Annotated in this window: 27 protein-coding genes and 1 riboswitch; of the genes, 14 read left to right on the forward strand and 13 right to left on the reverse strand. The window is 63.8% G+C overall.

The features are described 5' to 3' along the window. Positions 1–326: 326 nt before the first annotated feature. Positions 327–2,051, forward strand: coding sequence for a DEAD/DEAH box helicase (locus AC3ANQ_RS02470; RefSeq protein ID WP_488303653.1), 1,725 nt, complete (start codon positions 327–329; stop codon positions 2,049–2,051). Between the two features lie 112 nt (positions 2,052–2,163). On the opposite strand, the gene AC3ANQ_RS02475 is transcribed toward AC3ANQ_RS02470, so the two are convergent. The 5 genes from AC3ANQ_RS02475 to AC3ANQ_RS02495 form a co-directional block, all read right to left on the reverse strand. Beyond that, positions 2,164–2,814, reverse strand: a complete 651-nt coding sequence (locus AC3ANQ_RS02475; RefSeq protein WP_488303654.1) for an MBL fold metallo-hydrolase — start codon at positions 2,812–2,814, stop codon at positions 2,164–2,166. Positions 2,815–2,850: 36 nt separating this feature from the next. Further along, on the reverse strand, positions 2,851–3,870 hold the full coding sequence (locus AC3ANQ_RS02480) for an aldo/keto reductase (RefSeq protein ID WP_488303655.1): 1,020 nt from the start codon (positions 3,868–3,870) through the stop codon (positions 2,851–2,853). Between the two features lie 78 nt (positions 3,871–3,948). After that, positions 3,949–4,311 carry a DMT family transporter gene (locus AC3ANQ_RS02485; RefSeq protein ID WP_488303656.1) on the reverse strand — a complete coding sequence of 121 codons (363 nt, stop codon included), beginning with the start codon at positions 4,309–4,311 and terminating at the stop codon, positions 3,949–3,951. 2 nt (positions 4,312–4,313) lie between these two features. Then, complete coding sequence (locus AC3ANQ_RS02490) at positions 4,314–4,628, reverse strand: DMT family transporter (RefSeq protein ID WP_488303657.1); 315 nt, start codon at positions 4,626–4,628, stop codon at positions 4,314–4,316. Between the two features lie 9 nt (positions 4,629–4,637). Beyond that, a riboswitch (guanidine-III (ykkC-III) riboswitch) is annotated at positions 4,638–4,703 on the reverse strand. A 198-nt stretch (positions 4,704–4,901) separates the two neighbouring features. Beyond that, entirely contained in the window at positions 4,902–5,537 is a 636-nt protein-coding gene (locus tag AC3ANQ_RS02495; protein ID WP_488303658.1) for a HutD/Ves family protein, read from the reverse strand. Between the two features lie 134 nt (positions 5,538–5,671). On the opposite strand from AC3ANQ_RS02495, the gene AC3ANQ_RS02500 reads away from it, so the two are divergent. The 7 genes from AC3ANQ_RS02500 to AC3ANQ_RS02530 all read left to right on the forward strand — a co-directional run bounded on the left by AC3ANQ_RS02500 (position 5,672) and on the right by AC3ANQ_RS02530 (position 10,933). Continuing rightward, on the forward strand, positions 5,672–6,268 hold the full coding sequence (locus AC3ANQ_RS02500; RefSeq protein WP_488303659.1) for a phosphoribosylanthranilate isomerase: 597 nt from the start codon (positions 5,672–5,674) through the stop codon (positions 6,266–6,268). Between the two features lie 225 nt (positions 6,269–6,493). Then, positions 6,494–6,844: an ArsR/SmtB family transcription factor gene (locus AC3ANQ_RS02505; RefSeq protein WP_488303660.1), complete on the forward strand. Its 351-nt coding sequence runs from the start codon at positions 6,494–6,496 to the stop codon at positions 6,842–6,844. Then, positions 6,841–7,302, forward strand: a complete 462-nt coding sequence (locus AC3ANQ_RS02510) for an SRPBCC family protein (protein WP_488303661.1) — start codon at positions 6,841–6,843, stop codon at positions 7,300–7,302. The genes AC3ANQ_RS02505 and AC3ANQ_RS02510 overlap by 4 nt, the downstream gene beginning before the upstream one ends. Positions 7,303–7,694: 392 nt before the next feature. Further along, a complete protein-coding gene (locus AC3ANQ_RS02515) occupies positions 7,695–7,910 on the forward strand; it encodes a hypothetical protein (protein WP_488303662.1) in 216 nt (71 codons plus the stop codon). Between the two features lie 302 nt (positions 7,911–8,212). Continuing rightward, entirely contained in the window at positions 8,213–8,614 is a 402-nt protein-coding gene (locus AC3ANQ_RS02520) for a YccF domain-containing protein (RefSeq protein WP_268020242.1), read from the forward strand. Positions 8,615–8,695: 81 nt separating this feature from the next. Beyond that, positions 8,696–10,432, forward strand: coding sequence for a ubiquinone-dependent pyruvate dehydrogenase (gene poxB, locus AC3ANQ_RS02525; RefSeq protein ID WP_488303663.1), 1,737 nt, complete (start codon positions 8,696–8,698; stop codon positions 10,430–10,432). Between the two features lie 162 nt (positions 10,433–10,594). Further along, a complete protein-coding gene (locus AC3ANQ_RS02530) occupies positions 10,595–10,933 on the forward strand; it encodes a DUF1801 domain-containing protein (protein ID WP_488303664.1) in 339 nt (112 codons plus the stop codon). Positions 10,934–10,970: 37 nt separating this feature from the next. Here AC3ANQ_RS02530 and AC3ANQ_RS02535 read toward each other — a convergent pair whose 3' ends face one another. The 4 genes from AC3ANQ_RS02535 to AC3ANQ_RS02550 form a co-directional block, all read right to left on the reverse strand. After that, positions 10,971–11,750, reverse strand: coding sequence for a 2-phosphosulfolactate phosphatase (locus AC3ANQ_RS02535; protein ID WP_488303665.1), 780 nt, complete (start codon positions 11,748–11,750; stop codon positions 10,971–10,973). Further along, positions 11,747–12,616: a DUF4031 domain-containing protein gene (locus AC3ANQ_RS02540; protein ID WP_488303666.1), complete on the reverse strand. Its 870-nt coding sequence runs from the start codon at positions 12,614–12,616 to the stop codon at positions 11,747–11,749. The genes AC3ANQ_RS02535 and AC3ANQ_RS02540 overlap by 4 nt, the downstream gene beginning before the upstream one ends. Before the next feature lie 18 nt (positions 12,617–12,634). Beyond that, complete coding sequence (locus AC3ANQ_RS02545; protein ID WP_488303667.1) at positions 12,635–13,102, reverse strand: SRPBCC family protein; 468 nt, start codon at positions 13,100–13,102, stop codon at positions 12,635–12,637. Between the two features lie 96 nt (positions 13,103–13,198). Then, complete coding sequence (locus tag AC3ANQ_RS02550; RefSeq protein ID WP_488303668.1) at positions 13,199–13,537, reverse strand: YciI family protein; 339 nt, start codon at positions 13,535–13,537, stop codon at positions 13,199–13,201. 224 nt (positions 13,538–13,761) lie between these two features. Here AC3ANQ_RS02550 and clpB point away from each other — a divergent pair, with 224 nt between their 5' ends. After that, positions 13,762–16,431: an ATP-dependent chaperone ClpB gene (gene clpB, locus AC3ANQ_RS02555; RefSeq protein ID WP_488303669.1), complete on the forward strand. Its 2,670-nt coding sequence runs from the start codon at positions 13,762–13,764 to the stop codon at positions 16,429–16,431. Between the two features lie 29 nt (positions 16,432–16,460). Here clpB and AC3ANQ_RS02560 read toward each other — a convergent pair whose 3' ends face one another. Further along, entirely contained in the window at positions 16,461–17,177 is a 717-nt protein-coding gene (locus AC3ANQ_RS02560; protein ID WP_488303670.1) for a septum formation family protein, read from the reverse strand. Between the two features lie 220 nt (positions 17,178–17,397). Here AC3ANQ_RS02560 and AC3ANQ_RS02565 point away from each other — a divergent pair, with 220 nt between their 5' ends. From AC3ANQ_RS02565 to AC3ANQ_RS02580, 4 genes are all read left to right on the forward strand, one after another. Beyond that, entirely contained in the window at positions 17,398–17,631 is a 234-nt protein-coding gene (locus AC3ANQ_RS02565; RefSeq protein WP_028265518.1) for a DUF3073 domain-containing protein, read from the forward strand. A 221-nt stretch (positions 17,632–17,852) separates the two neighbouring features. Beyond that, a complete protein-coding gene (locus AC3ANQ_RS02570) occupies positions 17,853–18,203 on the forward strand; it encodes an ArsR/SmtB family transcription factor (protein ID WP_488303671.1) in 351 nt (116 codons plus the stop codon). Continuing rightward, positions 18,200–19,180: a TIGR03086 family metal-binding protein gene (locus AC3ANQ_RS02575; protein WP_488303672.1), complete on the forward strand. Its 981-nt coding sequence runs from the start codon at positions 18,200–18,202 to the stop codon at positions 19,178–19,180. Before AC3ANQ_RS02570 ends, AC3ANQ_RS02575 begins: the two co-directional genes overlap by 4 nt. Before the next feature lie 121 nt (positions 19,181–19,301). Further along, positions 19,302–20,087, forward strand: coding sequence for a VOC family protein (locus tag AC3ANQ_RS02580; protein ID WP_488303673.1), 786 nt, complete (start codon positions 19,302–19,304; stop codon positions 20,085–20,087). A gap of 88 nt (positions 20,088–20,175) precedes the next feature. Here AC3ANQ_RS02580 and purM read toward each other — a convergent pair whose 3' ends face one another. The 3 genes from purM to AC3ANQ_RS02595 all read right to left on the reverse strand — a co-directional run bounded on the left by purM (position 20,176) and on the right by AC3ANQ_RS02595 (position 23,386). After that, positions 20,176–21,336 carry a phosphoribosylformylglycinamidine cyclo-ligase gene (gene purM / locus AC3ANQ_RS02585; protein ID WP_488303674.1) on the reverse strand — a complete coding sequence of 387 codons (1,161 nt, stop codon included), beginning with the start codon at positions 21,334–21,336 and terminating at the stop codon, positions 20,176–20,178. Continuing rightward, the gene (purF, locus tag AC3ANQ_RS02590) at positions 21,333–22,952 is read right to left on the reverse strand and encodes an amidophosphoribosyltransferase (RefSeq protein WP_488303675.1); all 1,620 of its coding nucleotides are present in this window, start codon (positions 22,950–22,952) and stop codon (positions 21,333–21,335) included. Before purF ends, purM begins: the two co-directional genes overlap by 4 nt. Before the next feature lie 62 nt (positions 22,953–23,014). After that, complete coding sequence (locus AC3ANQ_RS02595) at positions 23,015–23,386, reverse strand: hypothetical protein (protein WP_488303676.1); 372 nt, start codon at positions 23,384–23,386, stop codon at positions 23,015–23,017. 135 nt (positions 23,387–23,521) lie between these two features. Here AC3ANQ_RS02595 and AC3ANQ_RS02600 point away from each other — a divergent pair, with 135 nt between their 5' ends. Further along, positions 23,522–25,066 (forward strand): amino acid permease, encoded by a 1,545-nt coding sequence (locus AC3ANQ_RS02600; protein ID WP_488303677.1) that lies wholly within the window; start codon positions 23,522–23,524, stop codon positions 25,064–25,066. Positions 25,067–25,121 lie beyond the last annotated feature (55 nt).

The raw sequence follows: 25,121 nt of genomic DNA on the forward strand, positions 1-25,121 counted from the left end.
GCAGTTGTTGTCGCTTTTAGCCCCTAAAACGACAACTACTGCGAGTTACTTGGGCAACAAAGACCCCCGTGGAAAGGCGGGCTGCCCGCGGATGCTAGAATGGATTTACTTGATGTGCAGTGATGCCCGCTTAGTCCCGGATTTCGGGGAGTGGGCTTTTTTCATGTGAGAGGCACATCCTGCGTCGATGAACGCGTTTTCTCTGGTCCCGGCCACGGCTTATTGCCTACCGGTCGATCACTGACTTTTTCCTCGGCGAACCCTTGGCCCAACCGGCGTCGGGGGACGATGTCCGTTGGACACCGCCAGAAAGACCCTTGAAACACATGACTACTTTTGCTGCCCTTGGCACGCCCAAGGCCATTGCCGAGTCCCTCGCTGCAGATGGCATCGAAGAAGCCTTCCCCATCCAGGTCAAGACCCTCCCGGATACGCTCGCAGGCCGCGACGTCCTGGGCCGTGGCCGCACGGGCTCCGGCAAGACCATCGCTTTCGCTATCCCGCTTGTGGCACGTCTCGCCGAGCGCGAAGCCAAGCACTTCCGCAAGCCCGGCCGCCCCATGGGCCTGGTCCTCGCACCGACCCGTGAGCTCGCCACCCAGATCAACGCCACCATCGAACCGCTGGCCAAGGCCATGGGCCTGAACACCACGGTCATCTACGGCGGCATCTCCCAGGCACGCCAGGAAAAGGCCCTGCGTGCCGGCGTCGACATTGTCATCGCCTGCCCGGGTCGTCTTGAGGACCTCATCCGGCAGCGCATCCTGACCCTCGAAGCTGTCGAGATCACCGTCCTGGACGAGGCCGACCACATGGCCGATCTGGGCTTCCTCCCGGTGGTCAAGAAGCTCATGGATATGACCCCCACCCAGGGCCAGCGCCTGCTCTTCTCTGCGACGTTGGACAACGGTGTTGACAAACTGGTCAACCGTTACCTGTCCAACCCGCTGACCCACTCCGTGGACGACCCCCAGGCAGCCGTCACCACCATGGAGCACCACGTCCTGGTGGTCAACGACCAGACCGTCAAGAAGCAGCTGATCGTGGAGTTGGCCTCCGGCGCCGGCCGCCGCCTGCTCTTCATGCGGACCAAGCACCACGCACGCAAGCTCGCCAAGACCCTGACCGATTGCGGCATCCCCGCCGTCGATCTCCACGGCAACCTGTCGCAGAATGCCCGTGACCGTAACCTTGCCGAGTTTGCCAGCGGCGAGGTCCGCGTCCTGGTGGCCACCGATGTCGCGGCCCGCGGCGTACACGTCGACGACGTGGAACTCGTCATCCACGTGGACCCGCCCACAGAGCACAAGGCTTACCTGCACCGCTCCGGCCGTACGGCCCGCGCAGGTTCAGACGGCACCGTGGTCACGCTGACGCTTCCCGAGCAGCAGTCCGACGTCAAGAAGCTCATGAAGGCTGCCGGCGTCGACGTCTCATTCGAGCGCGTCACGGCCAGCTCCCCGCTGGTTGCCCAGCTCGTGGGCCAGGTTGCCGACAAGGTTGACCCGCGCACCCGTGCGGCATTGCTCGCAGCTAAGACCCAGCAGCCGGGTGGCGGCACCTCCACTGGCGCCAATGCCCAGCGCAAGCGCAACCGCCGCACCACCCAAGCTGCACCCACTGCGGGTGGCCGTGGTGGTCGCGGTGGCCGTGGCAAGGTTGGCTCCGAGCCGGTACGCACCGACATCAACCGTGCAGATCGCCGCGCAGCAGCGAACGACGACGTCGCCCGCAGCTCGCGTGGTCGCGGCAACTCTGCTTCCACTCACCGGAATGACGTTCCCGCTGCACAGGGCCAGAACGGTCGCAGCGGCCGTCCGGCAACTGGTCAGCGTGCTGCTGGGGCCAACCGCTCGGCGTCGGCTCCGCGTACCGAGTCCGCAACTGCTACGCGCAGTAGCGGCAACAAGTCCGTCTGGTCCTCGAACACCGGTGGCAACTCCGGTGGCTCGTACGGCTCCGGCGCGGGCAACTCGGGTTCGGGTCGCCCGGCCCGCAGCGGCCCGCGCCGTGCCTCGGCTCCGGCGTCGAACGAGCGTCGCGGCCGCTAGGCCACCTGTGCTCTAGGCACTCCACTGGACATGCTCAACGTTGGTAGCGAGGAGTGGACATATTCCTGATATGTCCACTCCTGGGCTCAAAGAATGAGCATGTCCCTGGGGATTACCAGCCGCGCTCGCGCCATTCCGCAAGGTGTGGCCGCTCCGCGCCGAGTGTTGTCGGATCTCCATGGCCAGGATGCACCACGGTGTCATCCGGGTAGGCCTCGAACAGCCGTTCCGTCACGTCGTTCAACAGCGAAGTAAAGCGGGCGGCATCGTTCTGGGTGTTGCCAACGCCTCCGGGGAACAACGAGTCGCCGCTGAATATGTGCGCGGGCCCTTCCGGGTCCAGGTACACGTAGGCGATTGAACCCGGAGTGTGGCCGCGCAAGTGCACCGCGGTGATGTCAAAACCGTCGAAGTTTCCCACATCGCCATGGTGCAGCTGCACGTCCACCCGTACGGGCAGCGCGTCGGCGTCGTCCACTCCGGCCGAGGTCTTCGCGCCCGTGGCTTCCACCAACCCGGGAAGCGCGCGGACGTGGTCCCAGTGCTGGTGCGTCGTGGCGATCAGGGCCAGCTTCGGGGTGGCCTTGGTGTCCGCGGCCGAGTCCTCGATCATCCGCTGGATGGCCGGAAGGTCGTCCGCGGCGTCGATCAGGAGCTGCGCACCGCTTGCCTTCGCGGTGAGCAGGTACACGTTGTTGTTCATCTCGCTGACCGAGATTCGCCGGATGGTGATGTCACGCAGTGAATGAATGAGTGAGTCCATTCGTCCACTCTACGGAAGCCGCGTGCGGCCGGCCGGTTACTCGCGGCCCTGCGAAACCCAGGTGGGATCCGCGGACCGTGAGCCGACGACGGCGTCCGCGGCGCCGTCGAGCACGTCCAGTTGGGCGGCACTCAACTCGACGGACAGGGCACCCAGGTTTTCGTCGATCCGGTGCGCTTTGCGTGTCCCGGGGATGGGGACCACGCTGAGCTGGAGGCGGCGGCCTTGGACGAATAGCCAGGCTAAAGCCACCTGGGCGGGGGTTGTATCCCGGCCGGTGCTCTCGGATAGCTCCGCGGCCACGGCGCGAACCGCGGCAACAACCGCCTGGTTGGCGTCGAGGGCGCCGTCGGCAAAACGGGGGATGCGGTGCCGGAAATCGTTGTCGCCGAGTTGATCGGCGCTGACGGTTCCCGTGAGAAAGCCCCGGCCAAGCGGCGAATAAGGTACGAAACCCACACCAAGCTCAGCCGCAGTCGGGACGACGTTGCGTTCAACGTCCCGGCTCCAGACGGACCACTCGCTCTGCACAGCGGAGATCGGGTGCACGGCGTTGGCTTCCCTCAGTTCCTCGGCTGTCACTTCAGACAAGCCCAGGTGCCGGACCTTGCCTGCCCGGACAAGCTCTGCCATGGCCTCCACGGTTTCCACAATCGGAACGCGGAGGTCGCGGCGGTGCATGTAATAGAGGTCAATAACGTCGGTGCCCAGGCGGCGGAGGCTCGCTTCCGCCGCCTGGGTCACGTAAGCGGTATCTCCCCGGACGTCGGTGTAACCATCGCGCGGGTTGCCCACGATTCCAAACTTGGTGGCCAACTGGACCTCATCGCGGCGATTTCTCAGCAGTTTTGCGATCAGTTCCTCGTTGTCGCCCGCGCCGTAAATGTCCGCGGTGTCAATGAAGCTGATGCCGGCATCCACGGCATGGTGCAGCGTCTTGAGGGATTCGGCGGGATCCACCTCGCCATAAACGGGCGTCAATGCCATCCCGCCGAAACCGAGGGGGCTTACGGTCAGGCCGTCGCCGAGCTGGGCATTCGTGGTTTCCGGGCTCATGGTGGTTCTCCTTCGCCGAGTGTTCGTCTCATTGCTGGCAACTCCGCGGGGCGGGGGAGTATTCCGCGTGCCCGGCGCTTAAGGTTGGGCTGGCTCGGTCACTTCCGGCGCTTCAGTCGGCAGGGCCTTCAACCCGGCCGCGCAGCCCACGATTCCGGCGATGAACAGCAGCTTGAGGGGGCTGGCCGGTTCGACGCCGGTGGCCATCGCCCAGCCGACCGTCAGTGCCGCCCCGATCCCGACCCAGACGGCGTAGGCCGTGCCAAGGGGAATGCGCTTCACCGCGATGCCGAGGCCGATCATGCTGAGGGTCGCCGTCGCGGCGAAGACCACGGTGGGGATGGCCTGGCTGAAGCCGTCGGACAGGCCGAGGGCCGTTGCCCACACCGCTTCGAGCACGGCGGAGGCCAGCAAAATGGCCCATGCAAACTTGGCGGCCACGGCTACGCCACCACCTTCAAGCCGACCACGCACACGCCGATCCCGGCGAGCAGCAGCAGCCGGGCCGGCGTCGGGCGCTCAACTTTGGTGACTATCGCGTAAGCGGCCGTGAGGACGACGCCGACTCCCACCCACACCGCGTAGGCGGTGCCCGTGGGGATGGATTGCATCGCGAAGGCCAGACCTGCGGTGCTCGCAATCACGGTGACCAGGAAGATGGCGGAGGGGACCGGCTTGCGGAAGCCGTTGGAACGGTGGAGCGCTGCGGCCCAGACGGCCTCGAGCGCACCGGACAGAATGAGGATTAACCACGACATGACAGATCCTTTGGCCAGTCTTGTCGCGTGCCGGGTACTGAACCGTCGTCCGGAGGTCCCTCTGCGGGCCTTCCTTCGAGGCTAGCAAATCCCGACGCCGGGTAGCCAGCTTTGGTGGCGAGCCTCACCAGGGACATGCGCGGTCGTGGGCTTTACCAAGGGACATGTCCAGCGTTCGGCTCCGCGAGTGGGCATATTGCGAACACCATGAAGGACATGCGCTGCCGTGGGCTCAGCGAGTGGGCATATTGCTGTTATGTCCAGTGCTGGGACCTAGGAGTGCGCATGCTCCACGCGGTCGATCGAGATGACGGCGAGGAATCCACGGCCCAGGATTTCCGGGCTGCGGGTGTCGGAACCTACTACTGCGTCGTAGCGGGCGAGTTCGATGGACTCGGCGGCCGCCGCGGCAGCCTCCCCGTCCGAGCCGTCCGCGGCGTCGGCAGGCTCCGCCCCGGGTGTGACAGAAGCCTTGCCCTCCAAGAGGACGGCCATCTGACCCTCGAACACCGGGTGCGCGCGCCTCTTCGAGAGCTCGATGATGGACGTGTAACCCTTGAATTCGCCGGCCCGGGCGATCACGTTGAGGTCCCGGATGTCGCCGGTCGGGAGTGCGCTGGCAGAGGCCGCCTCGCCCGAAAACCGGAAAGGCCGATACTTTTCCAAGGGGTGCTCTTCGCCGTCAACAGTAAGCAACAGCAACTCGCCGTCGATCACTGTGATGACGCGCTCCATGCCGGGGAACGTCGAGAAATCGCCGGCCGATCCGACGTCGGCAATGCTGACCCGCCAGTCCCACGCCCCGTCCTGCGCCGATGCTGCTTTCGGATGGCTGGCCAGTTCGCGGGTCACCCCGCCGCCGTTGCGCCACGGTTCAGGTCTGAGCTCGGCAAAACGGATGATCTCCATGCGCTCCAGCCTAGCCCGAGCCTGCCTTTGGGCGGCTGAACTCTCGCGTAACATCGGCGCAATCTTGGCACGGTTCAACAATCGCCGGGGCCCTTGCTAACGTCGTAGGGAGGTAAACGGTTTGGAGGTGCGGAATGTACGTCAAAGTGTGTGGCTTGAGCACGCCTGAATCCGTGCAGGCCGCCGTCGGGTCCGGCGCAGACGCCGTGGGTTTCGTGCTGACGAAGAGCCCGCGCGAGGTATCGACCGACCGGGCCCGGGACTTGCTGGTCCATGTGCCGGAAGGCGTCATCGCCGTCGGGGTCTTCCGCCACGAATCGGCCGCCGACGCCGTCGCAACCGCCCGCGAGGCCGGTCTCGCATGGGTCCAGCTGCACGGAAGCCGCACTCCGGAAGATGTTAAGGCCGTGCACGACGCCGGCATGCGGCTGGTCAGGGCCGTCACCATGGGTGCCGCTCCGGGGGAGTTTGACGACTGGGGCGAGGAGTTGCTTCTGATCGACGCCGCAGTGCCCGGTTCGGGGGAGGCCTGGGACTATTCCTCGGTCCGGAAACTGGGCCTGGGTGGGCGCCACTGGTTGTTGGCGGGAGGGTTGACCCCGGCCAACGTCGGAGCGGCAGCACACGAAGCCGAGGCCTGGGGCGTCGACGTGTCCAGCGGCGTGGAGTCGTCACGCGGTGTGAAGGACCTCGACCTCGTTCGCGCCTTCGTCCAAGCCGCCAAAGCCTGACGCCCCGGCAAACGCTCGCTCACGTTTGGTGCCTTTTCGGCAAACGCCCGCTCAGGTTTGGTGCCTTTTGGCGCGATGCTCCTGCAGATGATGTGATCGAGGGTTCGAGGATTAGCCCCCAAAAGTGAGCGAGGGTCGCAAGAAACCCTTGACAGCCGCCGTTCAGCTGCGCATATTTAACACATCAGTTAATTAGCTGAATGGTTAAATACAGAGGCCCTAAACATGTCCACAGATCGGCTCAGTCTCATCTTCTCGGCCCTCGCCGACCCCACCCGAAGGGCAATTCTGGCCCGGCTTTCGGAGGGTGAAGCTACCGTGAACGAGCTCGCCGAACCGTTCGACATCAGCCTTCCCGCCGTCTCTCGGCACCTCAAAGTCCTGGAAACCGCAGGGCTCATCAGCCGGAGCCGGAATGCGCAATGGAGGTCTTCCAAGTTGGAAGCGGAACCACTGCGCGAAGCCACCGAATGGATGGACAGATACAGGCGTTTCTGGGATGCCAGCTTTACCCGCCTCGATGCCCACCTACGCAAGATTCAGCACGATTCAAAGGATCCAGGAGTCAAGCAATGAACACGGAACAGCACATCCTCACCATGACCCGCGAATTCGATGCCCCACGGGAGCTCGTCTTCGAGGCCTTCATGGACCCCGATCAGCTCGCCGCATGGTTCGGGCCAGTAGGTGTTGATTCGCCGCGCGACCAGATTGTCGTGGAACCCAGGGTGGGCGGCGTCTGGCAGCTCGTCATGACCTGGAATGAGGATGGCGCCCCCAAGGAATCGCCTATTGACGCCGTCATCACCGCTTACGATCCGCCCGCCCTCCTTGTCGCCACCCAGAAAGCAGAGCCCGACGCCGGGATCACGCTATTGCTCGAAATGCGCCTTGAATTCGAGGTGCTGGAAGGCGACCGCACGCGGCTTCATCTCACCCAAGGCCCGTTTGACTCCGACGAATGGGTTGAAATGACCCGCGAGGGGTGGGGTACCTCGTTCACCAAGCTGGACACCCTGCTGGTGCGGGATTAGGAAAGCGGGCCAAAGGCCGCCAGAAGTCAACTTGGAAGGTCGGGGTCCGTTCGGGCTACACTCCACGGCGGGGACAGAATGCCATTGACTCCGGAGACCGAACGGTTCCGGAGACAGACGATCAAGCAGAATGCGACCTTTTGAAAATCCTTGTTAAACCTCTTAACGGCCCTATCCGCTACCTGACAGTCGCCCTCTTCGCCGCTTTGGCATTGTCTGGTTGCTCATCGCAGGCAGGCACCGCATCGGCGGGCACGCCGTCGGCCTCTTCTGGAGGTGGCTCCGCATCCGCAAGCCCAACTCCGTCGTCGGGGCCCTTTGGAGGCTTCGCTTCGGCGGCCGAGATGTGCTCCACTATTTCGCAACAGGCCACGGGAGCTTCGTTGCTGCCAATGTCTGCGGCGCAGGGAAAGACCGCTGAACTGGAGCAATACAAAGCCGAGCTTGCCGCTACGGCCCAGCGTGTCCCAGATGCGCTCAAAGCCGATTTCACCAACCTGAAGGACACCGCGATCGCAGGTTTGAAGGATCAAACCGTGTACTCGAGCGGCAAGTTCGAAAAAGCGATGGCTCCAGTTACAACCTGGCTGAGCGCCAACTGCAAGTAGGCCCTGGCCCGCGGTGTCCCGGCGGGCGATGGCCTGCCCTGGCGCCCGTAGGTGAGCGAGCGTCAGCCAAGAGGGCCGCAAAGGTGAGCGAGCGTTGGGGCGGCGCGACGCTCGCTCACCTTTGGGGCCAAAATAGAGCGCCCTCCTTCGGATCATCTGAAGGTGGGTGCCGCCGTTTGGGCTCATACGTGAGCGAGCGTCGGGGGAAAGGGCCACATATGTGAGCGGGGATCGGAAGATCAGGGGGATCTCAGGGCGAACCCCTAGGCCTTGGCCGCGTCCCGCAAGGGACAATGGAAGATATGAAAACGCTGCTTAACATCATCTGGCTCGTCTTCGGCGGCTTCGTCCTGGCCTTGGGGTACTTCATGGCCGGAATTGTCTGCTGCTTGTTGATCGTGACCATCCCGTGGGGCATCGCGTCGTTCCGGATAGCCTCGTACACGTTGTGGCCGTTTGGCCGTATGGTTGTCGACAAGCCCGGAGGCGGGGGAGTTTTCCCGCTCATCGGCAACGTCATCTGGCTGCTGGTTGCGGGCATTTGGATCGCGATCGGCCACGTGGTCACGGCTTTCGCCATGGCCATCACCATCATCGGGATCCCACTGGCCATCGCCAACCTGAAGCTCATTCCGGTATCACTCATGCCGCTGGGCAAGCAGATCGTGCCCAGCAACCGCCCGTTCGTCAGCACCTACCGCTAGCCTCCCCGGATAAGGCACCACGAACTGTTCCGGAGTAGCGTAGGCCGTGTCTGCACTGCCTCCCCTCGAAAGGAACAGTCCATGTCCGCAGCCAGGAACACCGTTGCCAAGAACATCGTCGCCACCCTCAAAGCCAACAATGTCCAGCGCGTCTACGGGATCCCCGGAGATTCGCTGAACGGATTCACGGACGCGCTGAGGGATGAAGAGAGCATCCGGTGGGTCCATGTCCGGCACGAGGAAGCCGCCGCGCTGGCAGCCGCGGCCGAGGCAGGCCTCACGGACGAGCTGGCTGTGTGCGCCGGATCCTGCGGCCCCGGCAATCTCCACCTGATCAATGGGCTCTACGATGCCAACAAGTCCAGGGTCCCCGTGCTGGCCATCGCCGCGCACATTCCCAGCGAAGAGATCGGCAGCCAGTACTTCCAGGAGACGCATCCCCAGGAGTTATTCCGGGAATGCAGCGTTTACGTCGAGCACGTCGCACATCCCAGCCAGATGCCCCGGATCCTGGAAATCGCCATGCGGACCGCGGTCGAGAAGCGGGGCGTCGCCGTCGTCGTGATCCCGGGTGATGTGGCCCTCGCCGAGGCGCAAAGCGACCGGACCGCGGTGATCCGGGCCGCCCGCCCGGAGATCCGGCCCAATAGCCGCGAACTCGCCGAAGCGGCGGAGATACTCAACGCGGCCGGCAAAGTGACTATCCTCGCGGGTGCCGGCACCGCGGGTGCGCACGCCGAGGTCATGGCGTTGGCGGACGCGTTGGGGGCGCCGATCGTCCACGCGATGCGGGGCAAGGAACACGTCGAATACGACAACCCGTTCGACGTCGGCATGACCGGCCTTTTGGGGTTCAGTTCCGGCTACCGTGCGATGGAGAGCTGTGAGGCCTTGCTCATGCTCGGTACCGACTTTCCGTACCAGCAGTTCTACCCAGAGAACGCGAAGATCATCCAAGTGGACATCAGGGGCGAGCAGCTTGGCAGGCGCGCGCGGATTGATCTTGGACTCGTGGGCACAGTCAAGGACGCTGCGGCCTCGCTCCTGCCTTTGATCAAGCGCAAGGCGAAACGAACACACCTCCAGGCTGCGCTCAAGCACTACGCGAAGTCGCGCGCCAAGCTCGATGACCTCGCCTCTCCGGCGAAGGACGGCCAGCCCATCCATCCGCAATACGTTGGCAGGCTAGTCGATGAGTTGGCGGCACCGGATGCGGTTTTCACGTGCGACGTCGGATCCCCCACGGTGTGGGCCGCCCGCTATCTGACCATGAACGGCCGACGCCGGCTTCTCGGCTCGTTCAACCACGGAACCATGGCCAACGCCCTGTCGCACGGCATCGGAGCGGCGGCCGCGTATCCCGGGCGCCAGGTGGTGGCCCTGGCCGGCGACGGCGGGCTGACCATGCTGCTCGGCGAGCTGATCACCTTGGTGCAGAACAAGCTCCCGGTCAAAGTGGTGGTCTTCAACAACTCCTCGCTGAACTTCGTGGAGCTCGAAATGAAGGCGGCTGGCTTCGTCAACTATGGCACGGACTTGGAAAACCCGGACTTCGCCAAACTCGCTGAATCCCTGGGCATCCGCGGCATCCGCGTGGACGACTCCTCGGGGCTGCAGGCGGGTCTGGCTGAAGCCTTCGCGCACGACGGCCCGGCCCTCATCGATGTCCGCACGGCCCGGCAGGAATTGTCCATTCCACCGGCAATCAGCGCCGAACAAGTCAAGGGCTTCACTCTCTACGCGATCCGGACGGTTCTCTCCGGCCGCGGCGACCAGCTGATCGACCTCGCGAAGACCAACATCCGGCAGATCTTCTAAGCGGAACCGCCACGGTCCTAGCTGTCACGGCTCCGGTTCGCTGGCTGGCACCGTCGACCAAGGAGGTAGGAGGTCACGCCTCCATGATTCGAGGTGTCGCCTTGGGCTCCGGCGGCCGCGGCCAGGCTTATGGTTACTGCCATGGGCAATAGAAATCCAGAAGTGGACACCTGGCTTAAGCAGTACGACAACCCGCACCGCGAACTGGTCGGTCAGATCAGGGAATTCATCCTCTCCGTCGACCCCCGCTTGTCCGAAGCCATCAAATGGCAGGCACCCACCTTCATCTACAAGGGAAACATTGCCTCGTTCTTTCCGCGATCAAAGAAGAACGTCACCCTGATGTTCCACCAGGGCGCGTCGATCGCCGATGAGCTGGGCCTGCTCGAGGGTGACGGCGAAGTCTCCCGCGTTGCGCGTTTCGTGGACAATGCCGATTTCGAGACAAAGAAGCCGGCGCTTGAAGCCGTGATCCTGGGATGGATCAAGGACAAGGGCTAGCCACACGGGGCTGACCGGCACACAGGCTTGGTGGGCCTCAGGGCCGCCCGAACGCACCATCCCTCAACAGGGCCACTGCGAATCCGGCATCAAGTTCGGCGGCGATCTCGACGTCGTCGGCGTACCCTGCGCCGATCAGCTCCCGGCCGCTTGAACAGCTTTGCAGGGCGTCGCGGAGCCGGGGCTCAGCAGCGTTGAATACTGCCATCGCGGCCTCAGCCTCCGGCGAGAAACCTTCCCTGCCGTCTTCCGGGGTGAAGCCACCCCGGCCCGCGGCTGCGAGCCCGGCGATGAAAGCCCCGGCGCCGATCTGATCCTCCACGGCCGGCCGGAGCGGACCGCCGGGCCACCGCTCACCGGCCGCGATTACCGCGAGTACGGCGTCAGGCGGCAGTTCGGACGCCACCCAATCCGCGGTGACGGCCGCGTTACGCAGCGACACTGCTGCGATGAGCGGCACTTCCTGGGAGAGCTCATGGGCAAGTGCGGAACCGTTGGGCGAGGGCAGGACCACGCGACTCAGCGTCTGCGCGTCGCGAAGGCTCGACGGCGAGAGGCTCAGTCCGCCACCACCCCTCGGACCCGCCAACAGGGCGCCATGGTGGGCTGCGAAGTCCTCCGCACCCGCATCCATCCACGGGTAAGGGAACACCATGGCGCCGCGATCGACGGCGACGCTCACACACGTGGTGAAGGACAAGACGTCAACCACAACGGCAAGGTCGGCTCCGGACGATATGGCGCGGGCGCCGTCGAGCCCCCACTCAAACCTCACCGCGAACGGAAGCTGCCGGTGCACTATCGCCGCCATTGTCATGACAGTTCGGCCTCCAGGTTGCGTCTGGCGGCGTCCAACCAGAGGTTTTTCGCGCGCTCGCTGTGGAAGAGCGGATCCAGAGCGAGCAATTGGCGGACCACCGCGGCCCGGCCCGCGGCAAAGTCGGGATCGCTAACGTGGGCGTAGTCCTCGCGGACAGCCGTCAGGTAGCGGGCGTAAGCTGCGGGTTCCGCGCCGAGGATGGAGAGATCGGCGTCGCACAGGAGGGCGCCGGCAAGATCATCCGGCGTGGGGCTGTGCGTGGAAGTCAGCCTGACGAGCCGGGCAACTTCGTCCACGACTGACTCGGGAAGGCCCGCAATGGCGAGGCGGTCCTCGGCCAACTTGGCTGATTCTTCCTCGTCCTGTCCGGCGATTCCTTCATAGACGGCGTCGTGGAACCACGCGGCAAGGGTGACCGAGCGCGCTGGAAGCGCCGGGTCCGTGAGGAGGTCCAAGGCTTCGAGTACCGCCAGCAAATGCGTGCGGCTGTGGTACTTCCGGTGCTCCTCACCCCAGCGCTCCAGGAGTTCGAACCCCAGCTCCTCATGTCCCGGAAGCGTCGAATTCCAGCGCTCCAGCAGGGGCACTGTGAGGGCCTTGCTCCGCTCACGGGCGGGGATGCGCAAGCCGCTCGCGATCAGCTTGCGCACCAAAATGCGGGCCTCAACGGGGATGGCCCCGGCGGACAGGAGATCCTGGTAGCGGCGCTCGGGGACGTCGTAGTGGTCGCCGTCGAAGGCCCGTTCGGGGATCCCCGCGGCCTTGGCAAAAGTATGCAATTCGTCGAGCGATGTGTCCGAGACCAGATGTGAAAACACTGTCCCGTGCGCGGGCCATAGCGGCGGATCAACGTAGACAGCCATGGCCTGCGCCCGGACGGACTACGAGTTCTTCTGGGTGGCTGCCGCAGAAAGCGAGGTCAGGCCCTTTTCGAAGTCGCCGCCCACCATCTTGTCCATGTTCATGAACAACGCGAAGATCTTGCCGAGGCCTTTGTTCTCGCCCGTCATTGTCCACGTGACCCGGGTGCCGTCGCCTTCCGGCACGAAGGTGAATTCTGTGGGGTTGACGGCCTTCATCGGCTTGGTGAATTCCAAGCGAATGTCGATCTTGCCGGGCTCCTCGGAGCCGACGATTTCCATGTTGCCGGTGCCGGCCTTGTTGTTGCCGCTCCAGGCATACTTTGCTCCGACGCCGGATTCATTGCCCGAGTAGGTGCGGCTCAGCTTGGGGTCAACCGCCTCCCACGGAGACCATTTGGTCCATTCGTGGAAGTTGTTGACCAGCGGGAAGATGTCCGCGGGAGTCGCGGGGATGAGTGCATTGCGGGTGACTGTGAAGGGTGCCATGTGCATATCGTACGGCGGTTTGTAGTGATAGTGGGTCCGGGCCGAGTGCTGCGTTCCGAACGCTGCGCGTGGCCCGGACCCACGTTGTCGCGAGCGTTACATGCCCGGGATGTCGAGTTGTTCGTAGATGTGGATGGAGGCTTCCGGTGCCATGAGGAAATGCGGGTGGCCTTCGAGGAGCTTCAGGGCTCCGTCCATGTCCTCCGCTTGCAGGACGCTGTAGCCGCCTACGCCGGTCTCGGCATCGGACACTCCGGAATTCCCAACGATCTTGCCTGCGCCGAGGGGTGTGCCGAGATCAACAATCCCGTCACCAGCCCGCGTGGCCCAGTCCATCCACAGCTTCATGCCTTCCGCTGCTGCCTCGGGAGTGCTGTCAGCCATGGCCGATTCGGCCGATTGCGGTGCATTGTAGAGAACAACGAACTTCTTCATTGCGCGTCCTTTTTCTCAGCTTGCCGGGTGGGTGATCCGCCCAGTCAGAACCGATCCTAGGGCCAGGAGCTGCAAACGGCGAGGGGCTTTTCCACATAAGTGGGGTGGACTATGGACAGTGGTTTCGCCGTCGGCAAACATGGAGCGGGAGAGTCGGTTTGCCAAAGTTGAGCATAGTAGACTCAACTTTGAGAAACGGTCATCTTCCCGAAAGGAGCTCTTCCATGGACGTCAAATTCACCACCAAGAGCCAGGAGGCTCTTTCCGCAGCGGCCATGAACGCCTCCACCGCCGGAAATCCGCAATTGGAGCCGGCCCACCTGCTCAAGGCGCTCATGGACCAGCGCGAGGGCGTCGCCGTCGCGCTTTTGCGCGCCACCGGAGCGGACCCGGACGCGGTGAGTGTGCAGGCGAGTTCGGCGATCAAGGCCCTGCCGTCGTCGTCGGGCAGTTCCGTGCAACAAGCGCAGCTCTCCCGCCCCTCCATGCAAGCCATCCAGGCCGCCCAGCACGAGGCCGAGAAACTCGGTGATTCTTTCGTGTCCACCGAGCATCTTCTTTTGGGGCTCTCCGCAGGAAGCGACGCCGTAGGGAAACTACTGCGCGACGCCGGCGCCTCCCATGAAGCGCTCCTCGCCGCCCTGCCGGGTGTCCGAGGGGACCGGAAGGTCACCTCCGCGGACCCCGAAAACACCTTCCAGGCGCTGGAGAAATACGGTATGGACCTCACTGCCGTAGCTCGCTCCGGCAAGCTCGACCCCGTGATCGGGCGGGACAGCGAAATCCGGCGGGTCGTCCAGGTCCTCAGCCGCCGTACTAAGAACAACCCCGTGCTGATCGGAGAACCCGGCGTGGGTAAGACGGCCGTGGTCGAAGGCCTCGCCCAGCGCATGGTGGCCGGGGACGTCCCGGAAAGCCTGCGCGGCAAGACCCTGATCGCCTTGGACCTCGCTTCCATGGTGGCCGGGGCCAAGTATCGCGGCGAGTTCGAGGAACGCCTCAAGGCAGTATTGGAGGAAATCAAGAACTCCAACGGTCAGATCGTCACGTTTATCGACGAAATCCACACGGTTGTGGGCGCTGGTGCCACGGGCGAAAGTGCCATGGACGCAGGCAATATGCTCAAGCCCATGCTGGCCCGCGGCGAGCTCCGGCTCATCGGTGCAACCACTTTGGACGAGTACCGCGAGAACGTCGAGAAGGATCCGGCCCTGGAACGCCGATTCCAGCAGGTCTACGTCGGAGAGCCGAGCGTGGAGGACACCATCGGGATCCTCCGTGGCCTCAAGGAACGCTACGAGGCCCACCACAAGGTGGCTATCGCAGACTCTGCCCTGGTGGCCGCCGCCACGCTCTCAAACCGGTACATCTCGGGCCGTCAGTTGCCGGACAAGGCGATCGACCTCGTGGACGAGGCCGCATCACGGTTGCGCATGGAGATCGATTCCGCTCCCGAGGAAATCGACCAGCTTCGCCGTGCCGTGGACCGCCTCACCATGGAGGAGTTGGCCCTGGCCCGCGAGACTGACGCTGCCTCAGTGGAACGCCTCGGAGCCCTCCGCGCTGACAAGGCGGACAAGAAGGAAACCCTGGCGGCATTGAACGCCCGCTGGGAATCTGAGAAGGCCGGACTCAACCGGGTTGGTGACCTCAAAGCAAAAATCGACGAATTGCGATCCGCCGCCGAGAAGTACCAGCGCGAAGGCGATCTTGAGGCTGCCTCGCGCATTCTCTACGGCGAGTTGCCCGCGTTGGAGCGCGAACTCAGTGCGGCGGCCGAGGAGGAATCCGCCAGGGAGGCGCGGGGCGAAGCAAAGCCTGCGTTGATGGTTGCCGACGAAGTCACGGCGGACGATATTGCCGAAGTCATTTCCGCCTGGACCGGCATCCCCGCAGGCCGCATGCTGCAAGGCGAATCCCAGAAGCTGCTGCACATGGAAGAGGAGATCGGCAAGCGGCTGATCGGCCAATCCAAGGCCGTGGCCGCCGTTTCCGACGCCGTCCGCCGCGCCCGCGCGGGCATCAGCGACCCCAACCGCCCCACGGGTTCGTTCTTGTTCCTCGGCCCCACCGGCGTCGGGAAGACCGAGCTGGCCAAAGCGCTGGCCGACTTCCTGTTCGATGACGAACGCGCCATGGTGCGGATCGACATGTCCGAGTACGGGGAGAAGCACTCCGTGGCCCGCCTGGTCGGTGCTCCTCCCGGATATGTAGGCTACGAGGAAGGCGGTCAGCTCACCGAAGCCGTCCGCCGTCGCCCGTATTCCGTGATCCTGCTCGACGAGGTGGAGAAGGCCCACCCGGAAGTCTTCGACATCCTCCTCCAAGTGCTCGACGACGGCCGCCTCACCGACGGCCAAGGCCGCACTGTGGACTTCCGGAACACCATCCTGGTGCTGACCTCAAACCATGGCAGCCAGTTCCTCGTGGATCCAACCCTGGACGCCTCGTCGAAGCGAAATGCGGTCCTGGCCGTGGTCAACGCTTCGTTCAAGCCGGAATTCCTCAACCGGCTCGATGAGATCGTCCTGTTTGATGCCCTCACCGTGGACGAGCTCGCCAGGATCGTCGAGTTGCACGTGGACGAGCTGACCAAGAGACTGCACGACCGTCGGCTCATCCTCGAGGTCACCGACGGCGCCCGCGCCTGGCTCGCGATGTCCGGTTACGATCCCGCCTACGGCGCGCGTCCGTTGCGCAGGCTGGTTCAACGCGAGATCGGCGACCGCCTGGCCAAGGAGATCCTCGCCGGAGAGATCGTGGATGGCGACACCGTACTGGTGGACACGGCGGCCGACGTCGACGAACTCACCATCGAAGGGCTCGAGGCTCTGTCAGGTCCCGACGGCGGCGCTCCGGCGGGTAGCGGCCTGACGGTGAGGCGGAAGGAGTAACTGCTGCCGGCGGACTGGGGCTGGCGGCGCTACTTCTGCAGAAGACTCTCCTTGATGGTGTTGCCCGACTTCGTCACCAGAAAACAGTCCACGCGGCGATCTCCGACGTTCCAACTGTCGGAACTGGGGTAAACGAGTTCATTGATGAGTGTGTAATTTGCGATGCTCGGCGAAAGAACGGCCGTCCTGCAGGTTTCGAGCGCCTTCTGCTTGAGCGCATCGCGTCCGGGGAACGTGTCGTCTGCCTTGTACCGGAAAATGGCGCCCAGCTGCGCCGAATGGTCGGTGGTGCAGTCCACCACCTTGGCCTTGATTGCGTTGGAGTCGAAATCCTCAAAGCAATCGCCTAATTGGTAGTCCTTCGCCTCAATGTCCGCCGGAAGGGTGCCACGGCTGGTGGACGTGGCCGGCTCGGGGGTGGCGTCGGCCATCGGACGGTTGGCCAAGGCTCCAACGAGGACCCAGATCACTACCCCGATGAGGATCAATACAGCCAGCACGATGCCGCCAATGATGAGCCGATATCGCGTTATGGCGTCCAGGGTGCTCCGCAGAGGAGACTCTTTTTCGGAGGGAACGTCATCCTCAGGCTCGGTTTCGCCAGTTACGCCATTTTCCGGATCGATGCCCGAAGTCGCCGGATCCTCGGTCCCTGAACCAGGGTCTACCGGCGACTCGTTGTCGCCTGTACCGTTGTTGCCCGGGATGGTGTTGTCCTGGCCCATGTCTGAGTTTGCGCCTTTCATGCGTGTGGCCCGATATTAGGGCGACTCTACCCAAGTTTTTCATGCCGATGAATGTTGAGGCTGCCGGTGGGACTGTGACGCCGCTTTCGTGAACGTCGTGGCGAGCAGTTGCTCCGGAAAGCATGTAATCTAGACATACGACAAATTGACCAAACATTCCGGGGCCTCACCGATCGCCAAGGTGACCACCTCCGGTCCAAGTACAAAAGGGGGTCACGCCATGGGGCGCGGCCGTCAAAAGGCAAAAGCTACCAAGCAGGCTCGGGACATCAAGTACTACTCCCCGAACACTGACTATTCGGCCCTTCAGCGCGAGCTAACGGGTCCATCAAGTCGTGCGACGAGCCGATTCGCGGATGATCCGCCGGAGCCGGATTACTCGGCTTATGAGGACAAGTACGCACAGGACTTGGAAGACGATGACGACGAGGTAGACACCCGCCGCATCGGATAGCTGTCGCGACCATCAGGTGCCTTCCGGCATCGAGTTGCGTACCGCCGTCGTACAAGAGGTCATTTGGCATCCCCGGATGCCACGCAAACGATTGAGCCCGTGGGGCCCGCCATGATTGGCGTGCCCCACGGGCCTTTTTCGTTCCCTTCTCGATGAGGCGTCCCCCGCCGTGCTGTAGGCATCGGTAGTGCGCTCTCGAAAGCCGTTGACAGAATGCGTTAGTGACGGCTAACGTATTAATCATGCTCGACCCACTGGAAGTCGCCGCGGAGCCGAACAGGCGGCGCCTGCTGCAAATTCTTGCGGCGGGCGAGCGCACCGTGACGGAGCTAGCTGGCGAATTCACGGTGAGCAGGTCCGCCGTTTCTCAGCACTTGTTGCTGCTGGAGCAGGTAGGCCTCGTTGCGGCCCGCAAAGAGGGACGCAACCGCTTCTATCGTTTGGACAACGCTGGCATGAGAGAACTCCGGATGCTTTTTGAGCAGTTCTGGACCACGGAGCTGGACATGCTCCTTGCTGACGCACAGAACTTCACCACCGACCGCCTTCAAACAACAGAGGAATCATCATGATTTATGACAAGACCGTTCTTCTTCCCCTCAACGTCGACCAGGCGTTCGAACTCATCACCCAGCCCGCACGCCTCCGCCGCTGGCAGACCGTTGCCGCCCGCGTCGACCTGAAGCTAGGCGGCGAGTACCGCTGGACCGTCACTCCGGGCCACCACGCAGCCGGAACCTTCGCCGAAATCGAACCGGGCAAGCGCGTCGTCTTCACCTGGGCGTGGGAGCAGCCTGAAGCGCCGGCGGACAACGTCTCCACCGTAGCCATCACCCTTGAGCCGGCCGACGGCGGCACCACGGTTCGCCTTGTGCACGAGGGGCTTCCGACGCCGGAAGCCGTCGCAGCCCACTCCGAGGGTTGGAACCACTACCTCGACCGCCTCCTCGCCGCGGCATCCACGGGCGACGCCGGTGCCGACGAATGGGCAGCTGCCCCTGCCGATCTCACCGAGCTCACCTCCGCTGACGCCACGCTTGCCATCGTGCAGCGCGTGCTGGCGCATGTCACCGAAGCCGACGCACAGACCCCGACCCCGTGTGCCGACTTCAACGTGGCGCAGCTGCTTGACCACCTCGCTGGCTCAATCGCTAGCATCGCCAAGGCTCTGGGAGCCGATGTAGCGGACGACGCCGGAAAGTCGCCTGAGGTGCGCATCGCAGATCTCGCGCAGCCCACACTGGAAGCCTTCTACCGCCGCGGGCTCGAGGGCACCATCGACATGGGCTTCGCCGAACTGCCGGCCCCGATGGTCGCCTCCATTCTCAACCTCGAGTTCCTGGTCCACGCTTGGGACTTCTCCAAGGCCCTGGGCCTTGAGGTGTCGGTGGCAGATGAGCTCACCAATTACGTCGAGGTCCTCGCGCAGAACACCATCAGCGAGCAGGTCCGCGCAAGCGGCAGCTTCGCCCCGGCCCAGGAAATCGCGGAGACGGCATCCAGCCTGGACCGCTTGGTCGCGTTCACGGGCCGCGCAGTTCACGCATAGAGGGTTGCGAGGGGTTCCAATCGGGTCCGCCCGCGCTGGCTGTTGTCAGTGTCGGACCCCCGTACTAGTTTGAACGTGGTATCCGCTGGCGCATGCCGGCATCTTCAACGAAGGGATAGCAATGCCGCAGGTTGATAGCTACAAGCAGGGAACTCCGTGTTGGGTGGACCTGTCGTCGTCGGACATTGAGGCTTCCAAGGCCTTCTATGGTGATCTGTTCGGCTGGGAATTGGACGCGATGGATGCCGGTAACGGCGTGACCTACTACATGGCCAAGCTGCAGGACCGCTACGTCGCGGGCATGATGCAGCAAATGCCGGACATGGCGGCGGCCGGTGTGCCGTCCTACTGGGCGAACTACCTTGCCGTCGATTCGGTTGACGAGGCAGCTGAACGTGCGACGGCGGCCGGCGGCAACATCCTGTTTCCGCCGGACAGCGTCCCCAACGGAAGCGGCCGCATGTTCTTCGCCGCCGATCCCACCGGTGCGCAGGTTGGTTTCTGGGAAGCCGGAAGCCACCATGGCGCCGGGTTGGTCAACGAGCCTGGCACTGTGGTCTGGAGCGAACTGCAGACGAACGACGTCGCCAAGGCCGTTGCGTTCTACGAGGCCGTGACGGGATGCTCCAGTGAGACGGCCGCCGCCGGCGATCTGCAGGAGTACACGCAGCTCGTAGTAGATGGAAAGTCCGTGGCCGGAGCCATGAAGCAGCCCATGGAGGGTATGCCGCCGTTCTGGATGACGTACTTCAATGTGGCCGACGTCAATGAATCCGTGGCGAAGGCCGTGGAGCTCGGGGCCCAGATCTTCGCTCCTGCCTTCGACGTCCCCGGCATCGGCCGCATGGCAGTCCTCGGTGATCCCGCCGGAGCGGCCTTCAGCGTGATGGCTGGCGAAAGCAACTAGACCTTAAACACCTAGGCCTTAAACGAACGAGTGCCCACCCAACTGCCAGATCGGCAATTGGGTGGGCACTCTTTTGCGTTAAGAACGCTTAGGCGTAGGCGTTGACCAGGCGCACCGCGCCGCCGTCGACGCCCTTGGCACCCTGGACGTAGTCCGGGCCGCTCTTGTCCACGGATGCGGAATCCGCGGCAACAGTACCCATGACCCACGACGGCAGGCCGCGCTCATTGAGGCGGGAAACAGCGGCGTCGGCGATCTCCGGGGACACGATGGCCACCATGCCGACGCCCAGGTTGAGTGTGCGCTCGAGATCGGCCAGGGGCACATTGCCGAGCTCGGACACCAGCTTGAAGATGGCCGGCAGTTCCCACGTGGCGCGGTCAACCGTGGCCACGAGGCCCTGCGGCAGGACACGGGCCAGGTTGGCCGCCAAGCCGCCGCCGGTGACGTGGCTGAAGCCATGCACTGCACCGGCTGCGGTGCCGAGGCCGGAAACCGGGAAGGCGCGGGCGAGGTCCAGGCAATCGGCGGCGTAGACGCGGGTCGGTTCCAGGAGCTCTTCACCCAAGGTGCGGCCGAGTTCGGAGACCTGGCGGTCCAAAGCCCAACCAGCGTGGTTGATGACGCGGCGGACCAAGGAGTAGCCGTTGGAGTGCAGGCCGGAGGACGCCATGCCGATCACGACGTCGCCGGCGCGGACGCGGTCCGGGCCGAGCAAAGCGTCGGCTTCGACAACACCGGTAGCTGCACCGGCGACGTCGTACTCGTGCTCACCCAGCAGGCCAGGGTGCTCAGCGGTTTCGCCACCCACCAGCGCAGTTCCGGCAACGGAACAGGCAGCGGCAATGCCGCGAACGATGTCCGCGATGCGCTCAGGGACAACCTTGCCGCAAGCGATGTAGTCGGTCATGAAGAGCGGCTCGGCACCCACCACCACGATGTCGTCAACTACCATGCCGACCAGGTCGAAGCCGATGGTGTCGTGGATGTCCATGGCCTGGGCGATAGCCACCTTGGTGCCGACGCCGTCAGTAGACGTGGCCAGCAGGGGCCTCTTGTACGTGAGCAGCTTGGAGACGTCGTACAGGCCGGCGAAACCGCCGACGCCGCCGAGCACTGAGCTGTTGTGGGTCGCCTTGACGGCGTCCTTCATGAGTTCGACGGCGCGGTCGCCCGCTTCGACGTCGACGCCCGCGGACGCGTAGGTGATGCCGGTTGTGTTCTCAGCGGCGGAGGATGCGGAGGTCATACAGACTCTTTCTTATCGGCGTCGGTCAGCAGGTTCTCAAACTCGGCGTCCGGTCCGGGATCGCAGCCCGTGGCGCCGGGCTTGTTGGCCGGGTCGTCCAAGGCTGCGCCGTCGGCTCCGCCAGAAATGCCCGACGTCGGCAGTCCGCCGAGGTCGGTGCGCTCCAGCAGGTTCTTGCCCAGTTTGTCCGAGCCCGGAAGCTCGATGGGGTACTGGCCTGTGAAGCAGGCGGTACAGAGGCGTTCGCGGGGCTGCTGGGTGGCGCCGATCATGCCGTCTTCGGAAATGTAGGCGAGGGAATCAGCGCCAATGGCGTGGGTAATTTCCTCGATGGTGGCACCGTTGGCGATCAGTTCAGCGCGGGAGGCGAAATCGATGCCGTAGAAGCAGGGCCACTGGACCGGCGGGGAGGAGATCTTGATGTGGACGGCTGCGGCGCCGGCCTCGCGGAGCATCCGGACGATGGCGCGTTGGGTGTTGCCGCGGACGATCGAGTCATCCACAACGACCACGCGTTTGCCGCGGATCACGGATTCGAGGGCGTTGAGCTTGAGCCGGATGCCGAGCTGGCGCAGGGTCTGCGAGGGTTGGATGAACGTACGGCCCACGTAGGAGTTCTTGACGAAGCCATGGGCGAACGGGATACCGGATTCCTCGGCGTAGCCGACTGCGGCAGGGGTGCCGGATTCCGGGACAGGGATGACGATGTCCGCTACCTGGGTGTTTTCGCGGGCCAGCTGGCGGCCCATCTCCACGCGGGACTCGTACACGGAGCGCCCGGCAATTGAAGCGTCGGGGCGAGCAAGGTAGACGTACTCGAAAACGCAACCGGCCGGCGTCGCGTCCGCGAAGCGCTGGGAACGGACGCCGTTCTCGTCAATGGCGATGAACTCGCCAGGCTCGATCTCGCGGATGAAGCTCGCGCCGACCGTGGCCAGGGCAGACTGCTCGGAGGCGACAACCCAGCCGCGTTCGAGGCGCCCCAAGCACAAGGGGCGGATGCCGTAGGTGTCGCGGGCTGCGTAGAGCGTGCCTTCGTCCATGAAGACGAAACAGAAACCACCGCGGATCTTGGGCAATAGCTCAAGGGCGGTCTGTTCGAGGGTCTTGCCTTCTTCGCCTTCGAGGAGGGCTGTGACCAGAGCGGTGTCCGAGGTGTTGCCCTGCTTCATTTCGCCGGTCAACTGGCCGCCGCTGAGCGCGAGGATCATTTCCCTGAGTTCGGCAGTGTTAGTCAGGTTGCCGTTGTGGGCGAGGGCCACCGTTCCGGTGGCAGTTGCGCCGAGGGTGGGCTGCGCGTTGGCCCAGTGGCTCGCTCCGGTGGTGGAGTAGCGGCAGTGGCCGACGGCGAGGTGCCCGGTGAGGGTGTTCAGCGTCGTCTCGTCGAAGACCTGGGACACGAGGCCCATGTCCTTGTAGACATTGATGCGCTTGCCGTCACTGGTAGCAATACCAGCCGATTCTTGTCCGCGGTGCTGCAGCGCATACAGCCCGTAATAGGTGAGTTTTGCTACTTCTTCGCCGGGCGCCCAGACCCCGAAGACGCCACAAGCGTCCTGAGGTCCTTTTTCGTCGGGGAGAAGATCATGAGAAAGTTTTCCGTCGCCACGTGCCACTGGTCAATTGTCGCATGATGTTGGCGTGGTATTTTCCCTCACGCGTCTTTGTGACCCGGATCCTATGCTTCGGCCTCGTCCTCGTTTGAGTCCGGCACGGACTCGACGACGGCGCGCTGGGAACGCCGCACGCTGACCTTATCCAGGACGAGCGCGGCGATAGAACCCAGCAGCACGCCGCCGCCAGCGAAGGCCACGAGGAAGAAGCCGAAGACTGCGCCGCGGTCAAAGCTGGGGTCGCCCGGGAGTCCATAGGCCACGAAGGCGGCGGCGATGATACCGACAACCCCGCCAAGTGCTAGGAACGGAACGAACTTGGGAGCGCGGCGGACCGTGATTCCGCGGCGTTCGGGCCCGCCGTCGTGTGCCGTGCCATTCTGCGCCGTGCCATTGTTTGGCGTGCCGCTGGGGGTGTTCGAGTCGTCGGAAATCATGCCTTCCAGCCTACCGTTTCGGGGAGGCCGCTTTATGGTTTGAAGTCAGACCATTGACATATCGATGTGAAGTGGGTCACTATCGATGCGAGCGGTGTCGGCCCGTTCCCCCCTCCGTTTAGAAAGAGAATAATCATGAGTGATCGTTCTACGGCAGCGAAGGTGCAGGCTGTGCAAGACGCAGATGCTGCGGCCCTCGCCGAGCTTGGCTACAAGCAAGAGCTACATCGCGGCATGTCCGGCTTCTCCAACTTCGCAGTCTCGTTTTCCATCATTTCGATTCTCGCTGGCTGCATCACCTCCTTCAGCATTGCGCTTAAATCCGGTGGCCCTGCTGCCATCAACCTGGGTTGGCCGCTGGTTGGCGTCTTGGTCCTGTGCGTGGCACTTTCCATGGCCGAGGTCTGTTCGCGATACCCCACGGCCGGTGGCCTCTATTTCTGGGCCGGCAGGCTCGCCAAGCGGAACAAGCGGGCTTGGGCCTGGTACGTCGGCTGGTTCAATTTCCTCGGCGAGGTGGCCGTCACAGCCGCAATCGACTTCGGCTGCGCCACAACAATGATGGCTTTCGCGGCCCTGACATTCGGCGTCGAGCCCACCGCCGGCGGTACCTTTGCACTGTTCGTCGTCCTGATGGTCATCCATGCCCTGCTTAACAGTTTCGGCGTCAAGATTGTCAGTTTCCTGTCCAATGTCTCTGCTTGGTGGCACATTGTTGGTGTGGCAATTATCGTGGCGGCGCTGTGGATCATGCCCACGAGCCACCAGTCCTTCGACTGGACAATGACGGCGTGGCACAACGAGACCGGCTTCACCTTCGGGCCGTATGTCTTCCTCATGGGCCTGCTCATGTCGCAGTACACCTACACCGGCTACGATGCTTCGGCCCACGTTGCCGAGGAGACCAAAAACGCCGCCATCGCAGCCCCGAAAGGGATTGTCATGAGCGTGGTCATCTCCATTATTGGCGGCTGGATTCTGCTCTACTCGCTGGTCGCCGCGATCCCTGACGGCTCAGAGGACGGTCTGACCACCCTTGGCGCCACCGCAACTGGCTTGCCGCCGGCGCAGATTTTCCTCGATGCGCTGGGCAATCCAGGCGTAGCGAAGTTCCTGCTCGCCATCGTGGTGGGCGCACAGTTCTTCTGCGGCATGGCGTCAGTGACAGCCAACTCGCGCATGACCTACGCCTTCTCCCGTGACAACGCCCTGCCGGGGTCCCGCATGTGGGCCAAGGTCAACCCCCGGAGCGGCACCCCCACAAATTCGATCTGGCTCTGCGTTGGCTGCGCGATTGTGCTCGCTTCGCCTGCCCTGTTCAATACGACCGCGTATTTTGCCGTGACGAGCGTCGCCGTCATTGGCCTCTACATCGCGTACATCACCCCGGTGTTGCTCCGCAGGCTCAACAAGAATTTCACCCCTGGCCCGTGGCACCTGGGCAAATGGAGTCCCGCAATCAACTGGATAGCGATCGTGTGGGTCGCCATCATCGTGATTCTCTTCGTTCTTCCGCCGGTCGCAGATATCACAATCGACACCTTCAACTACGCACCAATCGCCATCGCGGTGGTCTTCCTCCTTGCCACCGTGCTTTGGTACACCACGGGGCGCAGGACATTCATGACGAGCGCCGAGCAGGAGCACCTGACGATCGACGCCGATAAGCTGCTCAACTAGCACACCCGCGGGCCGCCGGCGGTTCTCCGCCGGTGGCCTCCCAACAAGGAAGGCC

The organism is Arthrobacter sp. DMZ02-1R, assembly GCF_057747935.1.

Bases quoted from the DNA above. Each gene is read 5' to 3' on its own strand.
- AC3ANQ_RS02480 (WP_488303655.1), bottom strand. From the start codon at position 3,870: ATGAGCCCGGAAACCACGAATGCCCAGCTCGGCGACGGCCTGACCGTA.
- clpB (WP_488303669.1), top strand. From the start codon at position 13,762: ATGGACGTCAAATTCACCACCAAGAGCCAGGAGGCTCTTTCCGCAGCG.
- AC3ANQ_RS02550 (WP_488303668.1), bottom strand. From the start codon at position 13,537: ATGAAGAAGTTCGTTGTTCTCTACAATGCACCGCAATCGGCCGAATCG.
- AC3ANQ_RS02505 (WP_488303660.1), top strand. From the start codon at position 6,494: ATGTCCACAGATCGGCTCAGTCTCATCTTCTCGGCCCTCGCCGACCCC.
- AC3ANQ_RS02595 (WP_488303676.1), bottom strand. From the start codon at position 23,386: ATGATTTCCGACGACTCGAACACCCCCAGCGGCACGCCAAACAATGGC.
- AC3ANQ_RS02500 (WP_488303659.1), top strand. From the start codon at position 5,672: ATGTACGTCAAAGTGTGTGGCTTGAGCACGCCTGAATCCGTGCAGGCC.
- AC3ANQ_RS02535 (WP_488303665.1), bottom strand. From the start codon at position 11,750: ATGACAATGGCGGCGATAGTGCACCGGCAGCTTCCGTTCGCGGTGAGG.
- AC3ANQ_RS02475 (WP_488303654.1), bottom strand. From the start codon at position 2,814: ATGGACTCACTCATTCATTCACTGCGTGACATCACCATCCGGCGAATC.
- AC3ANQ_RS02520 (WP_268020242.1), top strand. From the start codon at position 8,213: ATGAAAACGCTGCTTAACATCATCTGGCTCGTCTTCGGCGGCTTCGTC.
- AC3ANQ_RS02545 (WP_488303667.1), bottom strand. From the start codon at position 13,102: ATGGCACCCTTCACAGTCACCCGCAATGCACTCATCCCCGCGACTCCC.
- AC3ANQ_RS02600 (WP_488303677.1), top strand. From the start codon at position 23,522: ATGAGTGATCGTTCTACGGCAGCGAAGGTGCAGGCTGTGCAAGACGCA.
- purM (WP_488303674.1), bottom strand. From the start codon at position 21,336: ATGACCTCCGCATCCTCCGCCGCTGAGAACACAACCGGCATCACCTAC.
- poxB (WP_488303663.1), top strand. From the start codon at position 8,696: ATGTCCGCAGCCAGGAACACCGTTGCCAAGAACATCGTCGCCACCCTC.
- AC3ANQ_RS02490 (WP_488303657.1), bottom strand. From the start codon at position 4,628: ATGTCGTGGTTAATCCTCATTCTGTCCGGTGCGCTCGAGGCCGTCTGG.
- AC3ANQ_RS02540 (WP_488303666.1), bottom strand. From the start codon at position 12,616: ATGGCTGTCTACGTTGATCCGCCGCTATGGCCCGCGCACGGGACAGTG.
- AC3ANQ_RS02495 (WP_488303658.1), bottom strand. From the start codon at position 5,537: ATGGAGATCATCCGTTTTGCCGAGCTCAGACCTGAACCGTGGCGCAAC.
- AC3ANQ_RS02565 (WP_028265518.1), top strand. From the start codon at position 17,398: ATGGGGCGCGGCCGTCAAAAGGCAAAAGCTACCAAGCAGGCTCGGGAC.
- AC3ANQ_RS02580 (WP_488303673.1), top strand. From the start codon at position 19,302: ATGCCGCAGGTTGATAGCTACAAGCAGGGAACTCCGTGTTGGGTGGAC.
- AC3ANQ_RS02560 (WP_488303670.1), bottom strand. From the start codon at position 17,177: ATGAAAGGCGCAAACTCAGACATGGGCCAGGACAACACCATCCCGGGC.
- AC3ANQ_RS02470 (WP_488303653.1), top strand. From the start codon at position 327: ATGACTACTTTTGCTGCCCTTGGCACGCCCAAGGCCATTGCCGAGTCC.
- AC3ANQ_RS02510 (WP_488303661.1), top strand. From the start codon at position 6,841: ATGAACACGGAACAGCACATCCTCACCATGACCCGCGAATTCGATGCC.
- AC3ANQ_RS02575 (WP_488303672.1), top strand. From the start codon at position 18,200: ATGATTTATGACAAGACCGTTCTTCTTCCCCTCAACGTCGACCAGGCG.
- AC3ANQ_RS02515 (WP_488303662.1), top strand. From the start codon at position 7,695: ATGTCTGCGGCGCAGGGAAAGACCGCTGAACTGGAGCAATACAAAGCC.